This is a genomic window from Pseudomethylobacillus aquaticus (assembly GCF_003730115.1).
GTDB lineage: Bacteria > Pseudomonadota > Gammaproteobacteria > Burkholderiales > Methylophilaceae > Pseudomethylobacillus > Pseudomethylobacillus aquaticus.
In genome coordinates, this window is sequence record NZ_RJVP01000002.1 from 253,960 (window position 1) to 269,914 (window position 15,955).

18 protein-coding genes are annotated in these 15,955 nt (G+C 59.0%); 6 read left to right on the forward strand and 12 right to left on the reverse strand.

Features of this window, described 5'->3' with window-relative positions:
- Positions 1 to 123 precede the first annotated feature (123 nt).
- From ED236_RS04825 to ED236_RS04835, 3 genes are all read left to right on the forward strand, one after another.
- Complete coding sequence (locus ED236_RS04825) at positions 124 to 867, forward strand: SDR family oxidoreductase (RefSeq protein ID WP_123236825.1); 744 nt, start codon at positions 124 to 126, stop codon at positions 865 to 867.
- Entirely contained in the window at positions 867 to 1,109 is a 243-nt protein-coding gene (locus ED236_RS04830; RefSeq protein WP_123236826.1) for a DUF2798 domain-containing protein, read from the forward strand. The genes ED236_RS04825 and ED236_RS04830 overlap by 1 nt, the downstream gene beginning before the upstream one ends.
- Positions 1,110 to 1,246: 137 nt before the next feature.
- The gene (locus tag ED236_RS04835; protein WP_123237118.1) at positions 1,247 to 1,507 is read left to right on the forward strand and encodes a TIGR03643 family protein; all 261 of its coding nucleotides are present in this window, start codon (positions 1,247 to 1,249) and stop codon (positions 1,505 to 1,507) included.
- 20 nt (positions 1,508 to 1,527) lie between these two features.
- Here the strand turns inward: ED236_RS04835 and ED236_RS04840 are convergent, their stop codons facing one another.
- The 8 genes from ED236_RS04840 to ED236_RS04875 form a co-directional block, all read right to left on the reverse strand.
- Entirely contained in the window at positions 1,528 to 1,914 is a 387-nt protein-coding gene (locus ED236_RS04840) for a VOC family protein (protein ID WP_123236827.1), read from the reverse strand.
- A 238-nt stretch (positions 1,915 to 2,152) separates the two neighbouring features.
- Positions 2,153 to 2,476, reverse strand: coding sequence for a cupin domain-containing protein (locus tag ED236_RS04845; RefSeq protein ID WP_123236828.1), 324 nt, complete (start codon positions 2,474 to 2,476; stop codon positions 2,153 to 2,155).
- A gap of 110 nt (positions 2,477 to 2,586) precedes the next feature.
- The gene (gene infA, locus ED236_RS04850; RefSeq protein ID WP_123236829.1) at positions 2,587 to 2,844 is read right to left on the reverse strand and encodes a translation initiation factor IF-1; all 258 of its coding nucleotides are present in this window, start codon (positions 2,842 to 2,844) and stop codon (positions 2,587 to 2,589) included.
- Between the two features lie 119 nt (positions 2,845 to 2,963).
- A complete protein-coding gene (locus tag ED236_RS04855) occupies positions 2,964 to 3,170 on the reverse strand; it encodes a cold-shock protein (protein ID WP_123236830.1) in 207 nt (68 codons plus the stop codon).
- A gap of 356 nt (positions 3,171 to 3,526) precedes the next feature.
- Positions 3,527 to 4,117: a GTP cyclohydrolase II gene (gene ribA, locus ED236_RS04860; RefSeq protein ID WP_123236831.1), complete on the reverse strand. Its 591-nt coding sequence runs from the start codon at positions 4,115 to 4,117 to the stop codon at positions 3,527 to 3,529.
- A gap of 275 nt (positions 4,118 to 4,392) precedes the next feature.
- Positions 4,393 to 4,899, reverse strand: a complete 507-nt coding sequence (locus ED236_RS04865; RefSeq protein ID WP_148042251.1) for a hypothetical protein — start codon at positions 4,897 to 4,899, stop codon at positions 4,393 to 4,395.
- Positions 4,900 to 5,145: 246 nt separating this feature from the next.
- Positions 5,146 to 6,804, reverse strand: a complete 1,659-nt coding sequence (locus ED236_RS04870; protein WP_123236833.1) for an electron transfer flavoprotein-ubiquinone oxidoreductase — start codon at positions 6,802 to 6,804, stop codon at positions 5,146 to 5,148.
- A 6-nt stretch (positions 6,805 to 6,810) separates the two neighbouring features.
- The gene (locus ED236_RS04875; protein WP_123236834.1) at positions 6,811 to 7,737 is read right to left on the reverse strand and encodes a LysR family transcriptional regulator; all 927 of its coding nucleotides are present in this window, start codon (positions 7,735 to 7,737) and stop codon (positions 6,811 to 6,813) included.
- A 127-nt stretch (positions 7,738 to 7,864) separates the two neighbouring features.
- Between ED236_RS04875 and ED236_RS04880 the strand changes: the two genes are divergently transcribed.
- From ED236_RS04880 to ED236_RS04890, 3 genes are all read left to right on the forward strand, one after another.
- Positions 7,865 to 8,614, forward strand: coding sequence for an electron transfer flavoprotein subunit beta/FixA family protein (locus ED236_RS04880; RefSeq protein WP_123236835.1), 750 nt, complete (start codon positions 7,865 to 7,867; stop codon positions 8,612 to 8,614).
- A complete protein-coding gene (locus ED236_RS04885; protein WP_123236836.1) occupies positions 8,611 to 9,543 on the forward strand; it encodes an electron transfer flavoprotein subunit alpha/FixB family protein in 933 nt (310 codons plus the stop codon). Before ED236_RS04880 ends, ED236_RS04885 begins: the two co-directional genes overlap by 4 nt.
- Before the next feature lie 87 nt (positions 9,544 to 9,630).
- On the forward strand, positions 9,631 to 10,407 hold the full coding sequence (locus ED236_RS04890; protein WP_123236837.1) for a ferredoxin--NADP reductase: 777 nt from the start codon (positions 9,631 to 9,633) through the stop codon (positions 10,405 to 10,407).
- A 120-nt stretch (positions 10,408 to 10,527) separates the two neighbouring features.
- Here the strand turns inward: ED236_RS04890 and ED236_RS04895 are convergent, their stop codons facing one another.
- From ED236_RS04895 to ED236_RS04910, 4 genes are all read right to left on the reverse strand, one after another.
- Positions 10,528 to 11,292 (reverse strand): hypothetical protein, encoded by a 765-nt coding sequence (locus tag ED236_RS04895; protein ID WP_123237119.1) that lies wholly within the window; start codon positions 11,290 to 11,292, stop codon positions 10,528 to 10,530.
- A gap of 20 nt (positions 11,293 to 11,312) precedes the next feature.
- On the reverse strand, positions 11,313 to 12,908 hold the full coding sequence (locus ED236_RS04900) for an alkaline phosphatase D family protein (protein WP_123236838.1): 1,596 nt from the start codon (positions 12,906 to 12,908) through the stop codon (positions 11,313 to 11,315).
- 243 nt (positions 12,909 to 13,151) lie between these two features.
- Positions 13,152 to 14,453: a M18 family aminopeptidase gene (locus ED236_RS04905; RefSeq protein ID WP_123236839.1), complete on the reverse strand. Its 1,302-nt coding sequence runs from the start codon at positions 14,451 to 14,453 to the stop codon at positions 13,152 to 13,154.
- 70 nt (positions 14,454 to 14,523) lie between these two features.
- On the reverse strand, positions 14,524 to 15,753 hold the full coding sequence (locus ED236_RS04910) for an MFS transporter (RefSeq protein ID WP_123236840.1): 1,230 nt from the start codon (positions 15,751 to 15,753) through the stop codon (positions 14,524 to 14,526).
- Between the last annotated feature and the right edge of the window lie 202 nt (positions 15,754 to 15,955).

Genomic DNA, 15,955 nt, shown 5'->3' on the forward strand with positions numbered 1-15,955 from the left:
GAATATTGTACCACTTAGTAAAAAACATTTGACAGTCTGTGGGGAGGCGAACTATTATTTATTTACCGATTGGTAATTAAATAAATGAAGTACCTGAATCTCACTACAAAAAAGGAAATCAGCATGTCTGCAAATACAACTAAAGTCGCGCTCGTCACCGGCGCTAATCGTGGAATCGGCTTGGAAACCGCCAGGGGGCTGGCTGAACTGGGCATGACCGTGATCATAGGCGCGCGTGATCTTGCAAAAGGCAATGCCGCTGCGGCTGCGCTGCGTGAACAGGGTTTGCAAGCCGTGGCAGTGCACTATGATGCGGACGATAGCAAGACCATCGCCACCGTGCATGACTACATCGCCGCGCAATTCGGCAAGCTGGACGTGCTGGTGAACAACGCTGGCATCTCCGAAGAGCAGTTGATGGGCGGTAACAACAGTGCGGACGTGGCGCTGGATGCGGTGCGCCATACCTTCGAGGTGAACCTGTTTGCGGTGATTGCGCTCACCCAGCGCCTGCTGCCATTGATACGCAAGGCCGAGGCTGGCCGCATTGTGAACCTGTCCAGTATCCTGGGCTCGCTCACCTTGCACAGCATGGCAGATTCGCCGATCGCGCCAGCCAAGAGCTTTGCCTACAACACCTCCAAGACGGCCCTGAACGGCTGGACCGTGCACCTGGCTGATGCACTGCGCGACACCAATATCAAGGTCAATTCTGCACATCCGGGCTGGGTCAAGACCGAGCTGGGCGGCGAACATGCTCCGATGGAGCTGGTGGACAGCAACAAGACCAGTCTCTTCCTCGCCACCCTGCCAGCCGATGGTGTGACGGGCGGGTTCTTCCATGAGCACGCTAGCCTGCCTTGGTAATGCGTATTCCCGCCCGCTTTCATAGAATGGTGTATGCCGTAGTGATGTCGGTCAGCATGTCGCTCATCGTTTCTGCGGTGCTGACCTGGTTACATCTGCCGACAGGTGTCGCCTTTGTGCCGCAGTGGCTGGCCGCCTTCGTAACGGCGTGCCCGGTGGTGTTCGTTTCCATCCTGGTGGTAAGCCCTTGGGTGGAGCGTGTGGTTGCGCTACTGGTGCAGCCAGGCAGCCCATCCAGATAGCCTGCAAGGTTCGCAGCGTAGGAAAAAGGGGCCACATGTGGCCCCTTTTGCACATGGCGGTCGAACCTGTTGCCGTGCTGGCGCTCATAATGCGGTGGACAAAATACCGTCCGTAGGTGCACATGGTGAAAGGCAATATGAAAAGTCAGCAATTGACGGCAGAACAGATCTCGCGCGTCATCGAAATGGCCTGGGAAGACCGCACGCCGTTCGAGGCCATACAGGCGACGCATGGATTGAGTGAAGCTCAGGTGATTACGCTGATGCGCTGTGAGATGAAAGCCAGCTCGTTCCGCATGTGGCGTGCACGCGTCAGCGGGCGCAAGACCAAGCATGCTGCTTTGCGCAGCCCGAAGGTGACGCGAGCCTATTGCTACAGTCAATACAAACCGCGTTGAGATGTGGGCTACACGCCGCTCTAGCTGGCGTCAGCGAAATTGAGTTCCACGGTGTTGCCAGCCGGGTCTTTAAGTACGATCTGCTGCTGTTGCGATAATGGAATGGCGGTGACCCGATAAGGGATGCCACGTTGCTGCAAGCCCCTGGTGGTTTCGGGCAGGTCGGTGCATTTGAACGCGATATGGTCTACGGTGGTGATCACATTCACCAGGCGTTGCTCTTCGGGCGAAGCTTCGATCAGGTGTAGCACATCATGACCACCGGCATACAGCCAGTAACCGAAGCGTGTGAAAGGCGGGCGTGGGCCGTCCTGCAGGCCGACCACCTCACGGTAGAACGCATGCAACTGTTCCAGTAACGCGCGCGGTGCGCGGATATTGATGTGGGCAATGCCTAGGGTGGACATGGGCGGCTTCTTTTCAGGGGTGCCTGATGCTGACAGGCCATGATAAACAACAAGCTTGGGTCGGCCAATACCGATCCAGCCATGATGCTAAGTCGGTGTGGGGTGTCTGGTAATACGGATAGGCGCTGCGGATAAGAGAGTGACCCTTATCGCGCATGCCGGCAGAGAGGAGAATGGCGTGCTGACTGGCCTGCCCATCCTGCTTAGGGACGAGCTGCCTGCATAGCGGACTATACCTTCAGCCACAGACCTTGAGTTTGAGGCGACGCCAGATCTGGGTCAATGTATTGCCGTCCAGCTTGTAATGCTTGTGCAGGGACTGTTTCACTTCCCAGCTCGCCTTCAGGCCGGCGGGAAAAGTCACCAGATCACCTTTGCCGAAAGTGACTGGTGTGCCACCTTCAGGTGTGATCACACATTCGCCTTCGAGGATATAAGCGATTTCCTGTTCTGGAAACACCCACGGGAACACGGAAACCTCCTTCTTCCAGGTCGCCCATTTGGAAACGCCTAGCGTCTCCAGCTTGCTGGTGGAGGGGGCGTGTTCTACTTGTATCGACATACCAATCCTTTGACTAACGACAAACTCAAAGCTTGCCAGTTTAATGCAAATGCGCTTGCAGATTAAAGGCCTGCGAATAACCGGCACGATGGCCAGTGCTGGCAATGGCCTTAGAATGTACGCTTTCTTGGCGTGAACGCCGCCTTGCTTTCGATGTGGCGGAAGGTGATGCGGCCGTTGTTGATATCGTAAGGGGACAGTTCCAGTGTGACACTATCACCTGCCAGGATGCGGATACGGTGCTTGCGCATCTTGCCGCCGGTGTAAGCGATCAGCTCGTGACCATTGTCCAGGGTGACGCGAAAACGTGAATCGGGCAGCACTTCCATGACCTTGCCCTGCATTTCGATCAATTCTTCTTTTGCCATGCAAACTCCTTAGCTGAAAAGACAAAGCCCGGCATAAGCCGGGCTGCGTAGCTTGACGGTCAAGCAGGTCTGCACCAGGCAGACCCTTGTTGATTCTGAACCTGGTTCAGAATCAATGCTTAGTTTGCAGGCTGGATGTTGGAAGCTTGCTGACCCTTAGGGCCAGTGGTGATGTCGAATGTCACGCGCTGACCTTCGGTCAGAGTCTTGAAGCCGGAGGATTGGATCGCGGAGAAGTGAGCGAAGAGATCAGCACCACCATTTTCTGGAGTAATGAAGCCGAAGCCCTTAGCGTCGTTGAACCACTTAACAGTACCTGTTGCCATATCTTGATTTCCTAAAAAATAATAATAAACGGAGCTTGGCCCCGATCAGGGGCGAATATCAAGAAGACTAAGGTAACACGGGAATGACTACACTGTTGAAGCGGAGAACTAAACCGGAACACAACAAGGCTGCTTGAAATCGCAATGCAGACTATGCTCCATAACCAAACGAATAGCAAACACTATTTTGTAACTGAGCATAATCAGGCTGGTTTTAGGCCAAAAACGGCGCTGAATGGCGGTTTCACGGCCTTTTCAGCGCACTACAACAAGAGTGCGCAGCGAAGATTTCTGACATAGGCACGGTCTTGCAGCTTAAAAAGCAGAGTATTTTCCCTGCCAATAGTAAGCAGTTACTAGAACAGATGGCCCAGTTTGCTGGCCTTGGTTTCCAGATATTTGCGGCTGTTGGCATTCGCCGGGATACGCAGCGGCACGATGGCGTTAACGGTGACGCCATGCCGTTGCAGCGAGGAGTTCTTGTCCGGGTTGTTGCTCATCAGACGGATGCTGCACACCTTGAGGCACTTGAGCATCTCGGCCGCGATCGCAAACGAACGCTGATCCACGGGCAGGCCCAGCGCCAGGTTGGCCTCCACGGTGTCCAGGCCATGGTCCTGCAGTGCATAAGCGCGGATCTTGTTGGAAAGCCCGATGCCACGCCCTTCATGCCCGCGCAGATAGATCAGCACGCCCGTGCCTTCGGTCTGGATACGTTGCTGCGCCAGATGCAGCTGCTCACCGCAATCGCAACGCTGCGAACCGAAGATATCGCCGGTCATGCACTCGGAATGCACACGCGTCAGCACATCCTGGCCGTGCGTGATGTCGCCTTTCACCAGCGCCACGTGTTCCAGCCCGGTTTTGATCTCCTGATAGATATGGATATCGAACTCACCCGTTTCGGTGGGCAGCTTGGAGGTGGCGATCTTGACGATGGTTCTCATACTTTATCGTAGCGCATTTTGCGCGGCAGTTGCTTCGTTTGCGCGCATGGCGAGATGCGCTGAATGATGGGTAGGTGGGTGCGGTGGGCGGGATTGCAATGGCTTGCGGTAATACCTTGAGCGAATTTCCCTGATGGCTTGAGGATTTGCCTGGCTGTTAATGTTGACGAGAATGGATTTTTAGCTGGACATCACAGTATTCATGGATGGTCGTTGGCATCTTCCATACATGTCACCAGATAAACCTGACCATAAACTGATGTGAACAGAACGCCTTACTTCTCGAAAGTGCCGAGTTTGCTGGAACCGTGGATCTCCACTTTGTTGCCCATGAGCAGGCTGGAAGCCTCTTCCTCTATCCAGACCGCAGAGTAGGTTTCGCCAAGCTCACCACGCACCACATAGCGCTTGTCGGGTTCGGGTATGAATTCCACCGAGCCTTTCACCTGATACACGGTGTTGGTAAGCGCCAGGATCGGGGCTGCGTATTCGGTTCGGCCGACGATATAAACCGTGGTCGCTCTTGCGGGGATTCGGTTTTCCAGAAGCTGGGCTGTGATGGCCAACCCGCGCCCCCGGTTGGTGGTGCGCGTTTTGATCAGGCTATTCTCGATCTCCCGGCCATCCACATGGGTGACGTAGAAGATATCCACTTTGCTCGCGCTGTGGGTTTGCGCTGAATCCTTGATCGAGGCTTGCGGCCCGGCGTAGTCGGTCGGAACGGAAGGGCCGTAACTTGCACATCCAGCTAAAAACAAACTGGCGATAAACAGAATGAGCAATCGATTCACAGTGGCAGGCTCCGGTGGATGGTGTTGGGGTTTGCCACAACATTCTACCTATTCGTTCGGCTTGGCCCACTCCTACTTTCGTGGGAGGCTAGGTGCTTAACTCTTCTGGTGCTACCGCATGATGATAAGGAAAGTGGTTTCCCATGACGGTGTGTAATCGTTTCCGATTGCCTGAATGCTGTTGTTGAATAGCTTTCGTACCTTTGGAAACTGGAAGCACCTGACCTTAAAGCCATATTACATATGCATGTAGCTAGGCCCACTCCCACCTTCTGGGGGCACCCACACGATATTCTGCGTCGGGTCTTTGATGTCGCAGGCTTTGCAGTGCACGCAGTTGGCCGCATTGATCTGCAGGCGTGGTGCGGTTTCTCTTTCCACGATCTCATACACGCCAGCCGGGCAGTAGCGTTGTTCCGGGCTGTCGTAACGGGCCAGGTTCACCGCGATAGGCACGCTGGCGTCCTTGAGGGTGAGGTGCACGGGTTGGTCTTCGTCGTGTTGCAGGTTGGCGAGGAACACCGATGACAGGCGGTCGAAGCTGAGCGTGCCGTCGGGCTTGGGGTAGGCGATGGGCCGGGCTTGATCTTTGGGGTCCAGTGTCTCGTGGTCGGCTTTGCCGTGCGTGAGTGTCCAGGGCAGGCGCACCTTTAAGCTGGCCAGCCACATCTCTGCGCCGCTGATGAGCGAGCCCAGGCGATTGCCGAAGCGCGAGATGGCGGGTTTGACGTTGCGCACCTGATCCAGATCCTGCCATACCCAGGAGGCGTGCAGTTTGTCGGTGTAAGCGATCAGGCTGTCCTGGCTGCGCCCGGCCGAGAGGGCTTCGAACACGGCTTCAGCCGCCAGCATGCCGGATTTCATGGCATTGTGGCTGCCCTTGATGCGTGGCACGTTGACGAAGCCCGCCGCGCAGCCGATCAGCGCGCCACCCGGGAAATAAAGCTGCGGCAGCGATTGCAGGCCGCCTTCGTTGATGGTGCGTGCGCCGTAACTGAGGCGTTTGCCACCAGCCAGCATGGGGGCGATGGCGGGGTGGGTCTTGAAGCGCTGGAATTCTTCGAATGGGCTCAAGTACGGGTTGCTGTAGTTGAGGTGCACCACATAGCCCACGGCGGCGATGTTGTCTTCCAGGTGATAGATGAACGCGCCGCCACCTGTCGCGTCATCGAGTGGCCAGCCTTGCGCGTGCAGCACCAGCCCGGGCTTGTGCTGTGCTGGGTCCAGTTGCCACAGCTCCTTGAAGCCCAGGCCATATTTCTGCGGTTCGGCTTCACGGCGCAGATCGAATCTGGCTTCCAGCTGACGCGTCAGCGAGCCACGCGTGCCTTCGGCGATCAGCGTGTAATCGGCATGCAGTTCGATGCCTTGCGCGAAGCCCGGTTTTTCGCTGCCGTCACGGGCACGGCCCATGTCGCCGCTGATCACGCCTTTAAGTGCGCCGGATGCGTCATACAAAGGTTCTACCGCACTGAAGCCGGGGTAGATCTCCACGCCCAGCGCTTCGGCTTGTTCGCCCAGCCAGCGCGTGAGCGCGCCCAGGCTGATGATGTAATTGCCATGATTGCGCATCAACGGTGGCAGCAGCGCATCGGGGATGGTGAACGATTTATGCTCGGTGAGGTAGAGGAAATGGTCTTCCTTGACCGGCGTGGTGAGCGGCGCGCCCAAGGCTTGCCAATCCGGCAGCAGTTCGTTGAGGGCGATGGGGTCGATCACCGCGCCGGACAGCGTGTGCGCACCTACTTCGCTGGCTTTTTCCAGTACGCAGATGCTGAGTTCGCGCTGCTCGGCATTGGCCAGTTGTTTGAGGCGGATGGCGGCGGACAGGCCGGCAGGGCCGGCACCGACGATCAGGACTTGATATTGCATGACATCGCGTTGAGGCTGTGACATAAATGGCTACTTGATCAATGGCAGGTTAAGTTCGTCGCTGCGTGCGGCATCCACCGTGTAGGCGCGACAGTAATCGAGAAAGGCCCGGATGCTGGCCGTCAGGTATTTCTTGCGGTGCCACACGAACATGAATTGGCGCCGCAGGTCCAGCGTGGGCATCTCGATGGGCACCAGGCTGCCGCGCCGGAAGGCATCGCGCAGCGCCAGCCGCGAGATGCAGCCGATACCGAGGCCGGATTCCACCGCGCGCTTGATCGCTTCGGTGTGTTCCAGCACCAGGCGTATTTTAAGCGCGGATTGATGATGACGCATGGCGTGATCGAAGGTTTCGCGTGTGCCCGAGCCCAGTTCGCGCAGGATCCAGGTTTCTGCCAGCAGATCGGCCATGCTGACATGCTGCTTCCCTGCCAGCACATGGTCGGGCGCGCAGAACACCACCAGTTCGTCGTCGATCCAGGGTTCCACCTCCAGATCCGGGTGCTGGCAATTGCCTTCGATCAGCCCCAGATCCAGGTCGTAGTTGGCCACCTGCTGCAGGATGGTGTTGGTGTTTTGCACATGCAGCTGGATCTGGCACTCTGCGTGCTGTTTCATGAATGCGCCGATCAGCAGTGTCGCGATATAATTACCGACCGTCAGTGTGGCGCCCACCTTGAGCAGCCCCACCGATGTTTTGCCTTGCAGGATATTCTCGATCTCGCCAGCCTGCTCCAGCAGTGCGGCGGCCATCGGCAGCAGGCTGCGGCCCAGGTCATTGAGGCGTAGCAATTTACCCACGCGATCAAAGAACTGACAGTCGAACTGGCGTTCCAATTCGGCGAGTGCAGTACTGGCGGCCGATTGTGACAGTGCCAGTGTTTCAGCCGCGCGCGACACGTTTTCGGTGCGGGCGACAGCGACGAACACCTCGAGCTGTCTCAGTGTGTAGCGCATGGCAGTATGGTCAGTGCAAGCAGGATTTGCATATTGGTTTTGCAGATATACGTTATCAATATAATCAATTTATTAGATATTCTAGTGTCCCCTACAATAGCGGGCAATAGTTTCCGGGAGTGTGGGTATGAAAATCGTCGTGGCCGTGAAGCACGTGGTGGATTACAACATCGTGCCGCGCGTCAAACAGGACGGCAGCGATGTCGAGATCGCCGGCGTGAAAATGGGCATCAACCCGTTTGACGAGATCGCCGTGGAAGAAGCGCTGCGTCTCAAGGAAAAAGGCATCGCCAAGGAGATCATCGCGGTCTCCATCGGTGCGGACAACAGCAAGGACACGCTGCGTCATGCCTTGGCCATGGGTGCGGACCGTGCCGTGCTGATCCAGGCGGAAGGTGCGCTGGAACCCTTGGGCGTGGCCCGCCTGCTGAAAGCCGTGATCGACCGCGAGCAGCCCGAACTGATCCTGCTCGGCAAGCAGGCCATTGACGATGATGCCGGCCAAACCGGCCAGATGCTGGCGGCCTTGCTGGGCGTGGGGCAAGGCTTGTTCGCCTCCCAGATCACGCTGAACGGCAATGAGGTGGAAGTGCAGCGTGAAGTGGAAGGCGGCAGCGAGCTGGTGGCGCTGCAACTGCCAGCGGTGGTCACGGCCGACCTGCGTTTGAACGAGCCGCGCTTCATCAAGCTGCCCAACATGATGATGGCTAAAAAGAAACCGATCGAAACCCTGGTCGCCGCCGAGCTGGGTGTGGACTACGCGCCCCGCCTGTCCTTGCAGAAGGTGGCCGAACCGGCCCCGCGCAAGCCTGGCGTGCTGGTCAACAGCGTCGCGGAGCTGGTCGAAAAACTGCGTATTGAAAAGGTATTGGCATGAGCGTACTGATCCTGGCCGAACATGACGGCCACCACATCAAGCAATCCACCCGTCAACTGGTGACAGCGGCCGGCGCCTGGCAACAGGACGTGCATCTCTTGCTGGTGGGCGGCGACCTGTCTGCCGTGGTGGATGAAGCTGCGGCGATCGCGGGCGTAAGCCGCGTATTGCGCGTCGAAGCCCCGCATCTGACCCATGTGCTGGCCGAAGATGTCGCGGCCGCCTTGCTGCAGAACGCGGCTGGCTATAGCGTGATCCTAGCGGCACACAGCACGCTGGGCAAGGGCGCCCTGCCACGCACAGCGGCCCTGCTGGGTGTGGGCATGGTGTCTGATGTGGTCTCGATACAGGCCCCCGATACCTATGTGCGCCCCACCTATGCTGGCAACGTGCTGGCCACGGTCAAGAACGCCCATGCGCTACAAGTGGTGTCGGTACGTACTACCGCATTCACCCCGGCGGCCAATGCAGGGGTGGCCGAGATCGTCAGCGCTGCCGTGCCTGCTCCATTCGGCAAAGCGCGCTGGGTGAGCGAACACAAAACTGTGTCCGAGCGCCCTGAGCTGGCAACCGCCAGTGTAGTGATCTCGGGCGGTCGCAGTCTGGGCGAGCAGTTCAACCCGCTGCTGGACCCGGTGGCCAAGAAGTTGAACGCTGCCATAGGCGCCACGCGCGCGTGCGTGGATGCGGGGTTTGCGCCCAATGACCTGCAAGTCGGCCAGACCGGTACGGTGGTCGCGCCGGATCTGTACATTGCCATCGGCATCTCCGGTGCCATGCAGCACTTGGCCGGCATCAAGGACAGCAAGGTGATCGTGGCCATCAACCACGACCCGGATGCACCCATCTTCAAGCATGCTGACTATGGCCTGGTGGCGGATCTGTTCCAGGCGGTGCCTGCTTTGGATGCGGCGCTGGCTGCCGGTTGAGGCCAGTCAGCGTCAGGCTTGTAAATCTTAATTTCATGAATCGACGCGCAGTAGCAGGCGTCAACGAATCCAGCGAAAGTGATAGCAATGAGTGCTTTTAATACCGAGAAAGTGTTGTCGGTCAAACATTGGAACGACACCCTGTTCAGTTTTGTGACCACGCGTGATGCGGGCCTGCGTTTCGAGAACGGCCAGTTCGTCATGATCGGTCTGCAAGTCAACGACAAGCCGCTGATGCGCGCCTACAGCGTGGCCAGCCCCAACTATGCCGATGATCTGGAATTCTTCAGCATCAAGGTGCAGAACGGCCCACTCACCTCGCGCCTGCAACACCTCAAGGTGGGTGACGACATCCTGGTCGGCCGCAAGCCCACCGGTACCTTGCTGTTGTCCGACCTGAAGCCGGGCAAGCACGTCTACCTGCTGTCCACCGGCACCGGCCTCGCACCGTTCATTTCGCTGATCCAGGATCCGGAGATCTACGAGAAGTTCGACAAAGTGATCCTGGTGCATGGTGTGCGCCACGTGAATGACCTGGCTTATGAAGAATTCATCACCAAGACGTTGCCCGATAACGAGTGGTTCGGTGAAGAGGTGCGCAACAAGCTGATCTACTACCCGACCGTGACACGTGAAGCATTCCGCAATCAGGGCCGCCTGACCGACCTCATGGAAAGCGGCAAGTTGTACGCCGACATCGGCCTGCCACCACTCAACCCGGAAACCGACCGTGCCATGCTGTGTGGCAGCCCGCAGATGCTGACCGATACCTGCCGCATCCTCGACGCGGCTGGCCTGCAGGTGTCCAAGCGTATCGGTGACCTGGGGGACTACGTGATCGAGCGTGCCTTCGTCGAGAAGTAAAGCGAGCTTAATAGCAAGGTCGCCCTGATCCTGCAGTCCGCAGGCTCAGACAAAAAACAGGCCTGAGGGCCTGTTTTTTTATGCGCGCTGCATGTAGGTGTGCTGAGTAACCTGCCTGGTTCAGGCCGGTTCCACGATGTCGTAGAAATGCTCATGGTTAAAGCGGCCTATGGGGGGCCTGCTGCCGGACTGGTCGAAATAATCCTGCCAGTAGCTGGTGGCACTCCAGATCGCTTCCGGGCAGGAGACGCGTGACTCCAGGCCGGGCGTGAGGTCAAAGCCTTCTGCCCCCAGCAGCGTTTCCAGCATGCAGGCCGAGGGCAGGCCTACGCTTTCCAGCAGCGGGTTGCCGGTGTTGCCTGCACTCCAGCAGAACGCCAGCCAGCGCACCACATGCTCCAGCGTGTCCAGTGTGGAGCGGCTCATCTTGAAGGCTTCCAGTCTTTCCATGACGCGCTGCTGCGCGATCGGTAGTGCGATCAGCGCGATATTGGGGTAGTGTGCCGGGTCGTCGAAATCGGCAAGGTCACGTACTACCACGCCGTTGCGTGGCGGCGCGAAGCCGCTCTCGGCGGGTTGCAGAAGTGGCACATGGATGGCGTGTGCATCATCCAGCTGCTTGTGCTGCAGCTCCACCAGAATGGCCTCGGACCACAGCGAGGGCTTGAGGTCCGGGCGCAGTTGCGATTGCGCGATGCGCAGCCGGTAGGCCATGGTGTCTTTGCCGCCCAGCAGGACGATGTAGCTCCAGGCTTTGGGGTCCTTGATGCCCATGGCCTTGACCGCACGGCGGCCCCAGGCCAGGTTGCTTTCGCCTGGCTCGCGTTGCTGTTCCGGGAATTCGGGATTGCGTTCGGTGGCTTTGGAGCGGGTCTGGCGGATCATGAGCATGCCTCCTGGGTAGCTTAAAGTACGCGCAGACTGAAGGTCTGGCTGTACTGTTGTGGGGGGAGTTTCCTGTTATCGGTGACCGCGTGGTAGGTCACATCGAAATCGATGCCGGCGCCGGCACGGCGAAACGACAGCATGGCGATCTGGTCACCACGCTGCCGCAGGCCGCTGCCGTGCTCCGGGTCGAACTGCGGCAGGGTCAGGCGCCCGACCTTGCCCGGTGGCTGGGGCACGCTGGGGTGCCTGGGCCAGGGGTCGCTCTGGCCAAACAGGCGGCGTACCGAGTTGCCGATCAGCTTGAAGCTGTCGGTGGCGGCCACATGGATCACGAAGGACGGCGAGCTGATCACCTCGTGCAGCGTGGTGTGGCTGCTGCCAGACTGGCGTGCCTGCGCCAGCCGGCCCCAATGCACATCGCCGGTGATGTACACCACGGGGATGTCGGCGGCTGCCAGCTGTTCGAAGATGGGCATGATCTGCTCATTGAACTGGCGGTAATTGGCCATTTCCGCATCGACTTTCTCACGGTCCTTTTCCTCGGCAGGCGGGATCAGAAAAGCCTGACCCGAGCTGAACAGCCCGAAGGCCGGTTGCCTGTTCTGTTTGGCCAGCAGCAGGTCGTCCGCCCAGCGGCGCATCTCGGCCATCACCTTGGGGCTGACCAAGCTGTCAAATGGCTGGGCATGCGGCGCGCTGACGGGAAAGTCCTTCTGCCAGTAGCCGGGGTCGCGGTCACTGCGCAAGTCCACCACCAGCAGCTTGAGCGGGTCTATATCCAGCCTGTGCACCACATCCAGCGTGGGCCGCGCCGGGTCCACCTGCAAAGCTGTGTTGTGGAACACCACTTTGTCCATCTCCGGGTCGATGGGGAGGGCCGGGTCTATGAGCTGATAATCCTGATACAAGGCCTGCGCCACTGCGCGCCATTGTGCACGCCCTTTGGCGGTATAGGTCTTGGGTAACTGGTATTGCCGGTAGGGGTAGTTGTTCCAGTATTCGTGATCGTCGGCTACACACAGGGAGGGCGCCTTGCTCAGCACGCTGCTCAGACCGGAGCCGGATTCTCCCTGTTGCATGGGCCGCCAGTTGTTCAGGTACTTGCGGCCCAGCTTGCGTGCCAGGCCCGGCGTGTCGGTAGGCAGGTCTTCGAACAGCGGCAGGTCGCCGTAGATCTGGTCACCCATCATCAGCGTCAGGTCGGGGCGCAGATGGGGTGCGGAGACAATCTTGCTTAACAGGCCGGTACCATCATCGGGTTGGGAATAACAGGAACACAGCAGGATATTGAAGCTGCCGTCCATGGCCCAGGGCACTTGCGCAGGCAGGCTGCGACAGCGCAGTGTCTGCAGATCGGTGCCGGACCGGATGGTGATCTCGGCGTCCTGATCGTTTGCCAGACCAGTGAGTTTGAACACCACACGATGATTGAGCGGGTGCTGGTCGTTATCGGCGATACCATCACGGATGGCGCGTAGCGGGCTGTGGATGCTGACATTGACTGGTGCCGAAGATGTGCTGGCCACAGGCATGGCAGGCTGCGGCACATTGAACAGCCCCACCCAAAGGTACAAGGTCCCTGGTGCTGCCGCCATACGATAGACCATCATCATCGCTTCTCTCCCTCGCCTGGCGTGTCATCACCACCAGTCTGCCAGCGTGTGCCCGCCGTATTTGTTTACCTGTGCTGTTTTTTGATGTGCTAGCGCTAGCAGCGCTAATGCTCAGCTCTGATGCTTTGCCCTGATGCTCAGCCTTACGCAGCGACCATTCCCCATATCGTGCTACCACGGCAGGGTGCACATCAATACGACTTACGTGGGGGCCGGCTTGGGCGCTAGCTCAACTGGCTGTCATCAGCGCGGCGCAGATAACGCGATGCTCAGCACCGCGATCATGTCGGCGTGGTCCTGCACACCGGCACTTTCCCGCAGGCTATGCATGGCCCACATCGGAGCACCCACATCCACGCTGGGTACACCCAGCCCGGCGGCGACCAGTGGGCCTATGGTGCTGCCGCAACCCAGGTCGGTGCGGTGCGCATATTGTTGATAGCGGACACCTGCTTGTTCACAACAGCTCACAAAGCGCGCAGCTGTTTCTGCGTTGGTACTGTAACGCTGATTGGCATTGGCTTTGATCACCGGGCCGCCATTGATCATGACGCGGTGTTGCGGCTCGTAGGCTTGCGGGAAATTCGGATGGTAGGCATGTGCCATGTCGGCGCTGATGAAAAAGCTGCGCGCCAGAGCGATCTGACGCTGTTCTTCGTTCAGGCCTTGAAGCGCGAAAATACGCTGCATCACATCCGCGATCAGGCTGCCGTCAGCACCGCTATGGCTGCTGCTGCCTACTTCTTCGTGGTCGAACAGCGCCAGCATGCAGCCATGTTCGGTGCTGGCGGTTGCCAGCAGTGCGGTCAGCCCGGCATGGCAGGAAGCCAGGTTGTCGAGTTGGCTGTCGGCGATGAACTCTTCATGCACGCCCCAGAAACTGCCGGGCTGGGTGTCGTAGACATTAAATTCCATGCTGAGGATGTCACTGTCCGCGATGTCCAGTTGCCCGGCCACCAGCGCTTTGAAGCCGGGCGTGTCGGCATCCAGTTGGCGGCCCAGTAGCAAGGGCAGCTCGTTCTGCTTGTGCAGCTTGAGGCCGCTGTCATTGACTTCGCGGTTCATGTGGATGGCGAGGTTGGGCAGGCGCACCAGCGGGCTGTCGAAGCGCAGCAGGTGGCGGTCATGGCCGTGTGCGCTGCGCACCATGACCTGGCCCGCCAGGCTCAGGTCGCGGTCGGTGAACGTAGCCAGGATAGGCCCGCCATACACTTCAACGCCCAGGCGTTGCATGCCATCACAGCAGTGGTCGGCATGAGGTTTGAGGCGCAGCCCGGGCGAATCCGTGTGCGCGCCTATGATGCGCATGCCGTGGCCGTGCAGCGCGGCGGTCCCCAGCGTGAAGGCGATCAGCGCGCCGCCACGGGCGACAAAATAGCGACCACCTGCCTCCAATGCCCAGGGCTGCGTCTCCTCCAGCGGTATATAGCCAGCAGTCAGCAAGTGCTCACTGGCGGTATTCACCACATGCCACGGGCTGGGGCTGGCGTCGATGAAATCGAGCAGGTGTTGCGCATGGGCACGCGCCCCGTCAGTGATCAGCATGGGTGTCTCGTTCAATACACTAAAGTCACAGCATACTCAAAGCCTGTCTGGCTTGCCAGTCATGGTCTGCTCAGTGCAGCTGCTGCAACTCCAGCTTGCGCAGCTTGGGTGCGCGCCAGGCCGTGACGGCGACCACCAGCATGGTCATGCTGCCACCGAAGATCACCGACGGGATCAGGCCCATCAGCCTGGCCGCGACACCGGATTCGAACGCGCCCAGTTCGTTGGACGAGCCGATGAAGATGCCATTGATGGAGGAGACACGTCCACGCATCTCGTCCGGGGTGATCAGTTGCATGATGGTGGTACGCAGTACCACCGATACGCCATCGAAGGCGCCGGACAGCAGCAGCACAAAAGCCGCCACCCAGAAGTGGGTGCTGAGTGCGAAGGCGATCATGCACAGTCCGAAACCGCCTACCGCCAGCAGCAGCCAGCGTCCGGCATGCAGATTGATGGGGTGACGTGCCAGCCACAAGCCCATCACCACGGCGCCCACGGCTGGCGCTGCACGCAGGATGCCCAGCCCTTCCGGGCCGTAGTGGTAGATGTCGTTCACAAAGGCGGGTAATAGTGCGACCGCGCCACCGAACAGCACGGCGAACATGTCCAGACATTGCGCGCCCAGCATGATCTGGTTGCTGTAAACGAAGCGCAGGCCTTGCGCGATGCTGGTGAATACGGGGGCGCTCTCGGCGCGAGGCGGCTGCTTCACCTTGAGCAGGACAAGTGACAACATCGCCCCGAAGCACAGCACCACCGCGGTGAGGTAGGCGGCGCCGGTGCCGGCCCAGCCGATCAGGATGCCGCCTATGGCCGGGCCGGTGACCATGCCGATCTGCAATACCGAGCTACCCAGCCCGGCGGCACGTGCATACTGGTCGCGCGGCAGCACCAGGGCGAACAAGGCGCTGTAAGTGGGGGCGATGAAGGCGCGCGCAAAGCCGGTGAAGGCGATGGAGACGTAGATCCACAGTTCAGGGTCGCCTTCCACCCAGCCGTTGGAGACCCCTAACAGCACCAGGCCATTGATCAGCAGCATCACGGCGGCCAATACACCGAACCAGCGCCGCGAATAATGATCGACCAGATAACCGCCGAACAGGGCGGTGCACATGTAAGGCACCACTTCGGCCAGGCCTACCAGGCCCAGCGCGAGGGGGTCACCGGTGATCTGGTAGATATGCCAGCCCACCACCACGGCCATCATCTGGTAAGCCAGTACCAGCTGGAAGCGGAACGACAGCACTTGCAGGAATTTGAAATTGCGATGGGGTGCTGGAGGCATGGACTGGAGCATGGATGTCGTTGAGGTGAGCCGGCAGGATGATAGCGGTAAACCGGGTGAGGCGCTAAACTGAACGGGTTAGTGCAGTGAATCAGGCAGTAAGCTTGTGCGAACAAGCCGATGAGTCGTCATTGACCTGGTGTGACGCTGCCGCTATAGATCAGGCGCACTAACACCTTATTTTTTAGCATCTTATTTTTCTTGAGGCCTTGTT

What these genes read in the sequence shown, in the direction of transcription:
- ED236_RS04825 (WP_123236825.1), top strand. Translation starts at nt 124, where the DNA reads ATGTCTGCAAATACAACTAAAGTCGCGCTCGTCACCGGCGCTAATCGT.
- ED236_RS04830 (WP_123236826.1), top strand. Translation starts at nt 867, where the DNA reads ATGCGTATTCCCGCCCGCTTTCATAGAATGGTGTATGCCGTAGTGATG.
- ED236_RS04835 (WP_123237118.1), top strand. Translation starts at nt 1,247, where the DNA reads ATGAAAAGTCAGCAATTGACGGCAGAACAGATCTCGCGCGTCATCGAA.
- ED236_RS04840 (WP_123236827.1), bottom strand. Translation starts at nt 1,914, where the DNA reads ATGTCCACCCTAGGCATTGCCCACATCAATATCCGCGCACCGCGCGCG.
- ED236_RS04845 (WP_123236828.1), bottom strand. Translation starts at nt 2,476, where the DNA reads ATGTCGATACAAGTAGAACACGCCCCCTCCACCAGCAAGCTGGAGACG.
- infA (WP_123236829.1), bottom strand. Translation starts at nt 2,844, where the DNA reads ATGGCAAAAGAAGAATTGATCGAAATGCAGGGCAAGGTCATGGAAGTG.
- ED236_RS04855 (WP_123236830.1), bottom strand. Translation starts at nt 3,170, where the DNA reads ATGGCAACAGGTACTGTTAAGTGGTTCAACGACGCTAAGGGCTTCGGC.
- ribA (WP_123236831.1), bottom strand. Translation starts at nt 4,117, where the DNA reads ATGAGAACCATCGTCAAGATCGCCACCTCCAAGCTGCCCACCGAAACG.
- ED236_RS04870 (WP_123236833.1), bottom strand. Translation starts at nt 6,804, where the DNA reads ATGTCACAGCCTCAACGCGATGTCATGCAATATCAAGTCCTGATCGTC.
- ED236_RS04875 (WP_123236834.1), bottom strand. Translation starts at nt 7,737, where the DNA reads ATGCGCTACACACTGAGACAGCTCGAGGTGTTCGTCGCTGTCGCCCGC.
- ED236_RS04880 (WP_123236835.1), top strand. Translation starts at nt 7,865, where the DNA reads ATGAAAATCGTCGTGGCCGTGAAGCACGTGGTGGATTACAACATCGTG.
- ED236_RS04885 (WP_123236836.1), top strand. Translation starts at nt 8,611, where the DNA reads ATGAGCGTACTGATCCTGGCCGAACATGACGGCCACCACATCAAGCAA.
- ED236_RS04890 (WP_123236837.1), top strand. Translation starts at nt 9,631, where the DNA reads ATGAGTGCTTTTAATACCGAGAAAGTGTTGTCGGTCAAACATTGGAAC.
- ED236_RS04895 (WP_123237119.1), bottom strand. Translation starts at nt 11,292, where the DNA reads ATGATCCGCCAGACCCGCTCCAAAGCCACCGAACGCAATCCCGAATTC.
- ED236_RS04900 (WP_123236838.1), bottom strand. Translation starts at nt 12,908, where the DNA reads ATGATGATGGTCTATCGTATGGCGGCAGCACCAGGGACCTTGTACCTT.
- ED236_RS04905 (WP_123236839.1), bottom strand. Translation starts at nt 14,453, where the DNA reads ATGCTGATCACTGACGGGGCGCGTGCCCATGCGCAACACCTGCTCGAT.
- ED236_RS04910 (WP_123236840.1), bottom strand. Translation starts at nt 15,753, where the DNA reads ATGCTCCAGTCCATGCCTCCAGCACCCCATCGCAATTTCAAATTCCTG.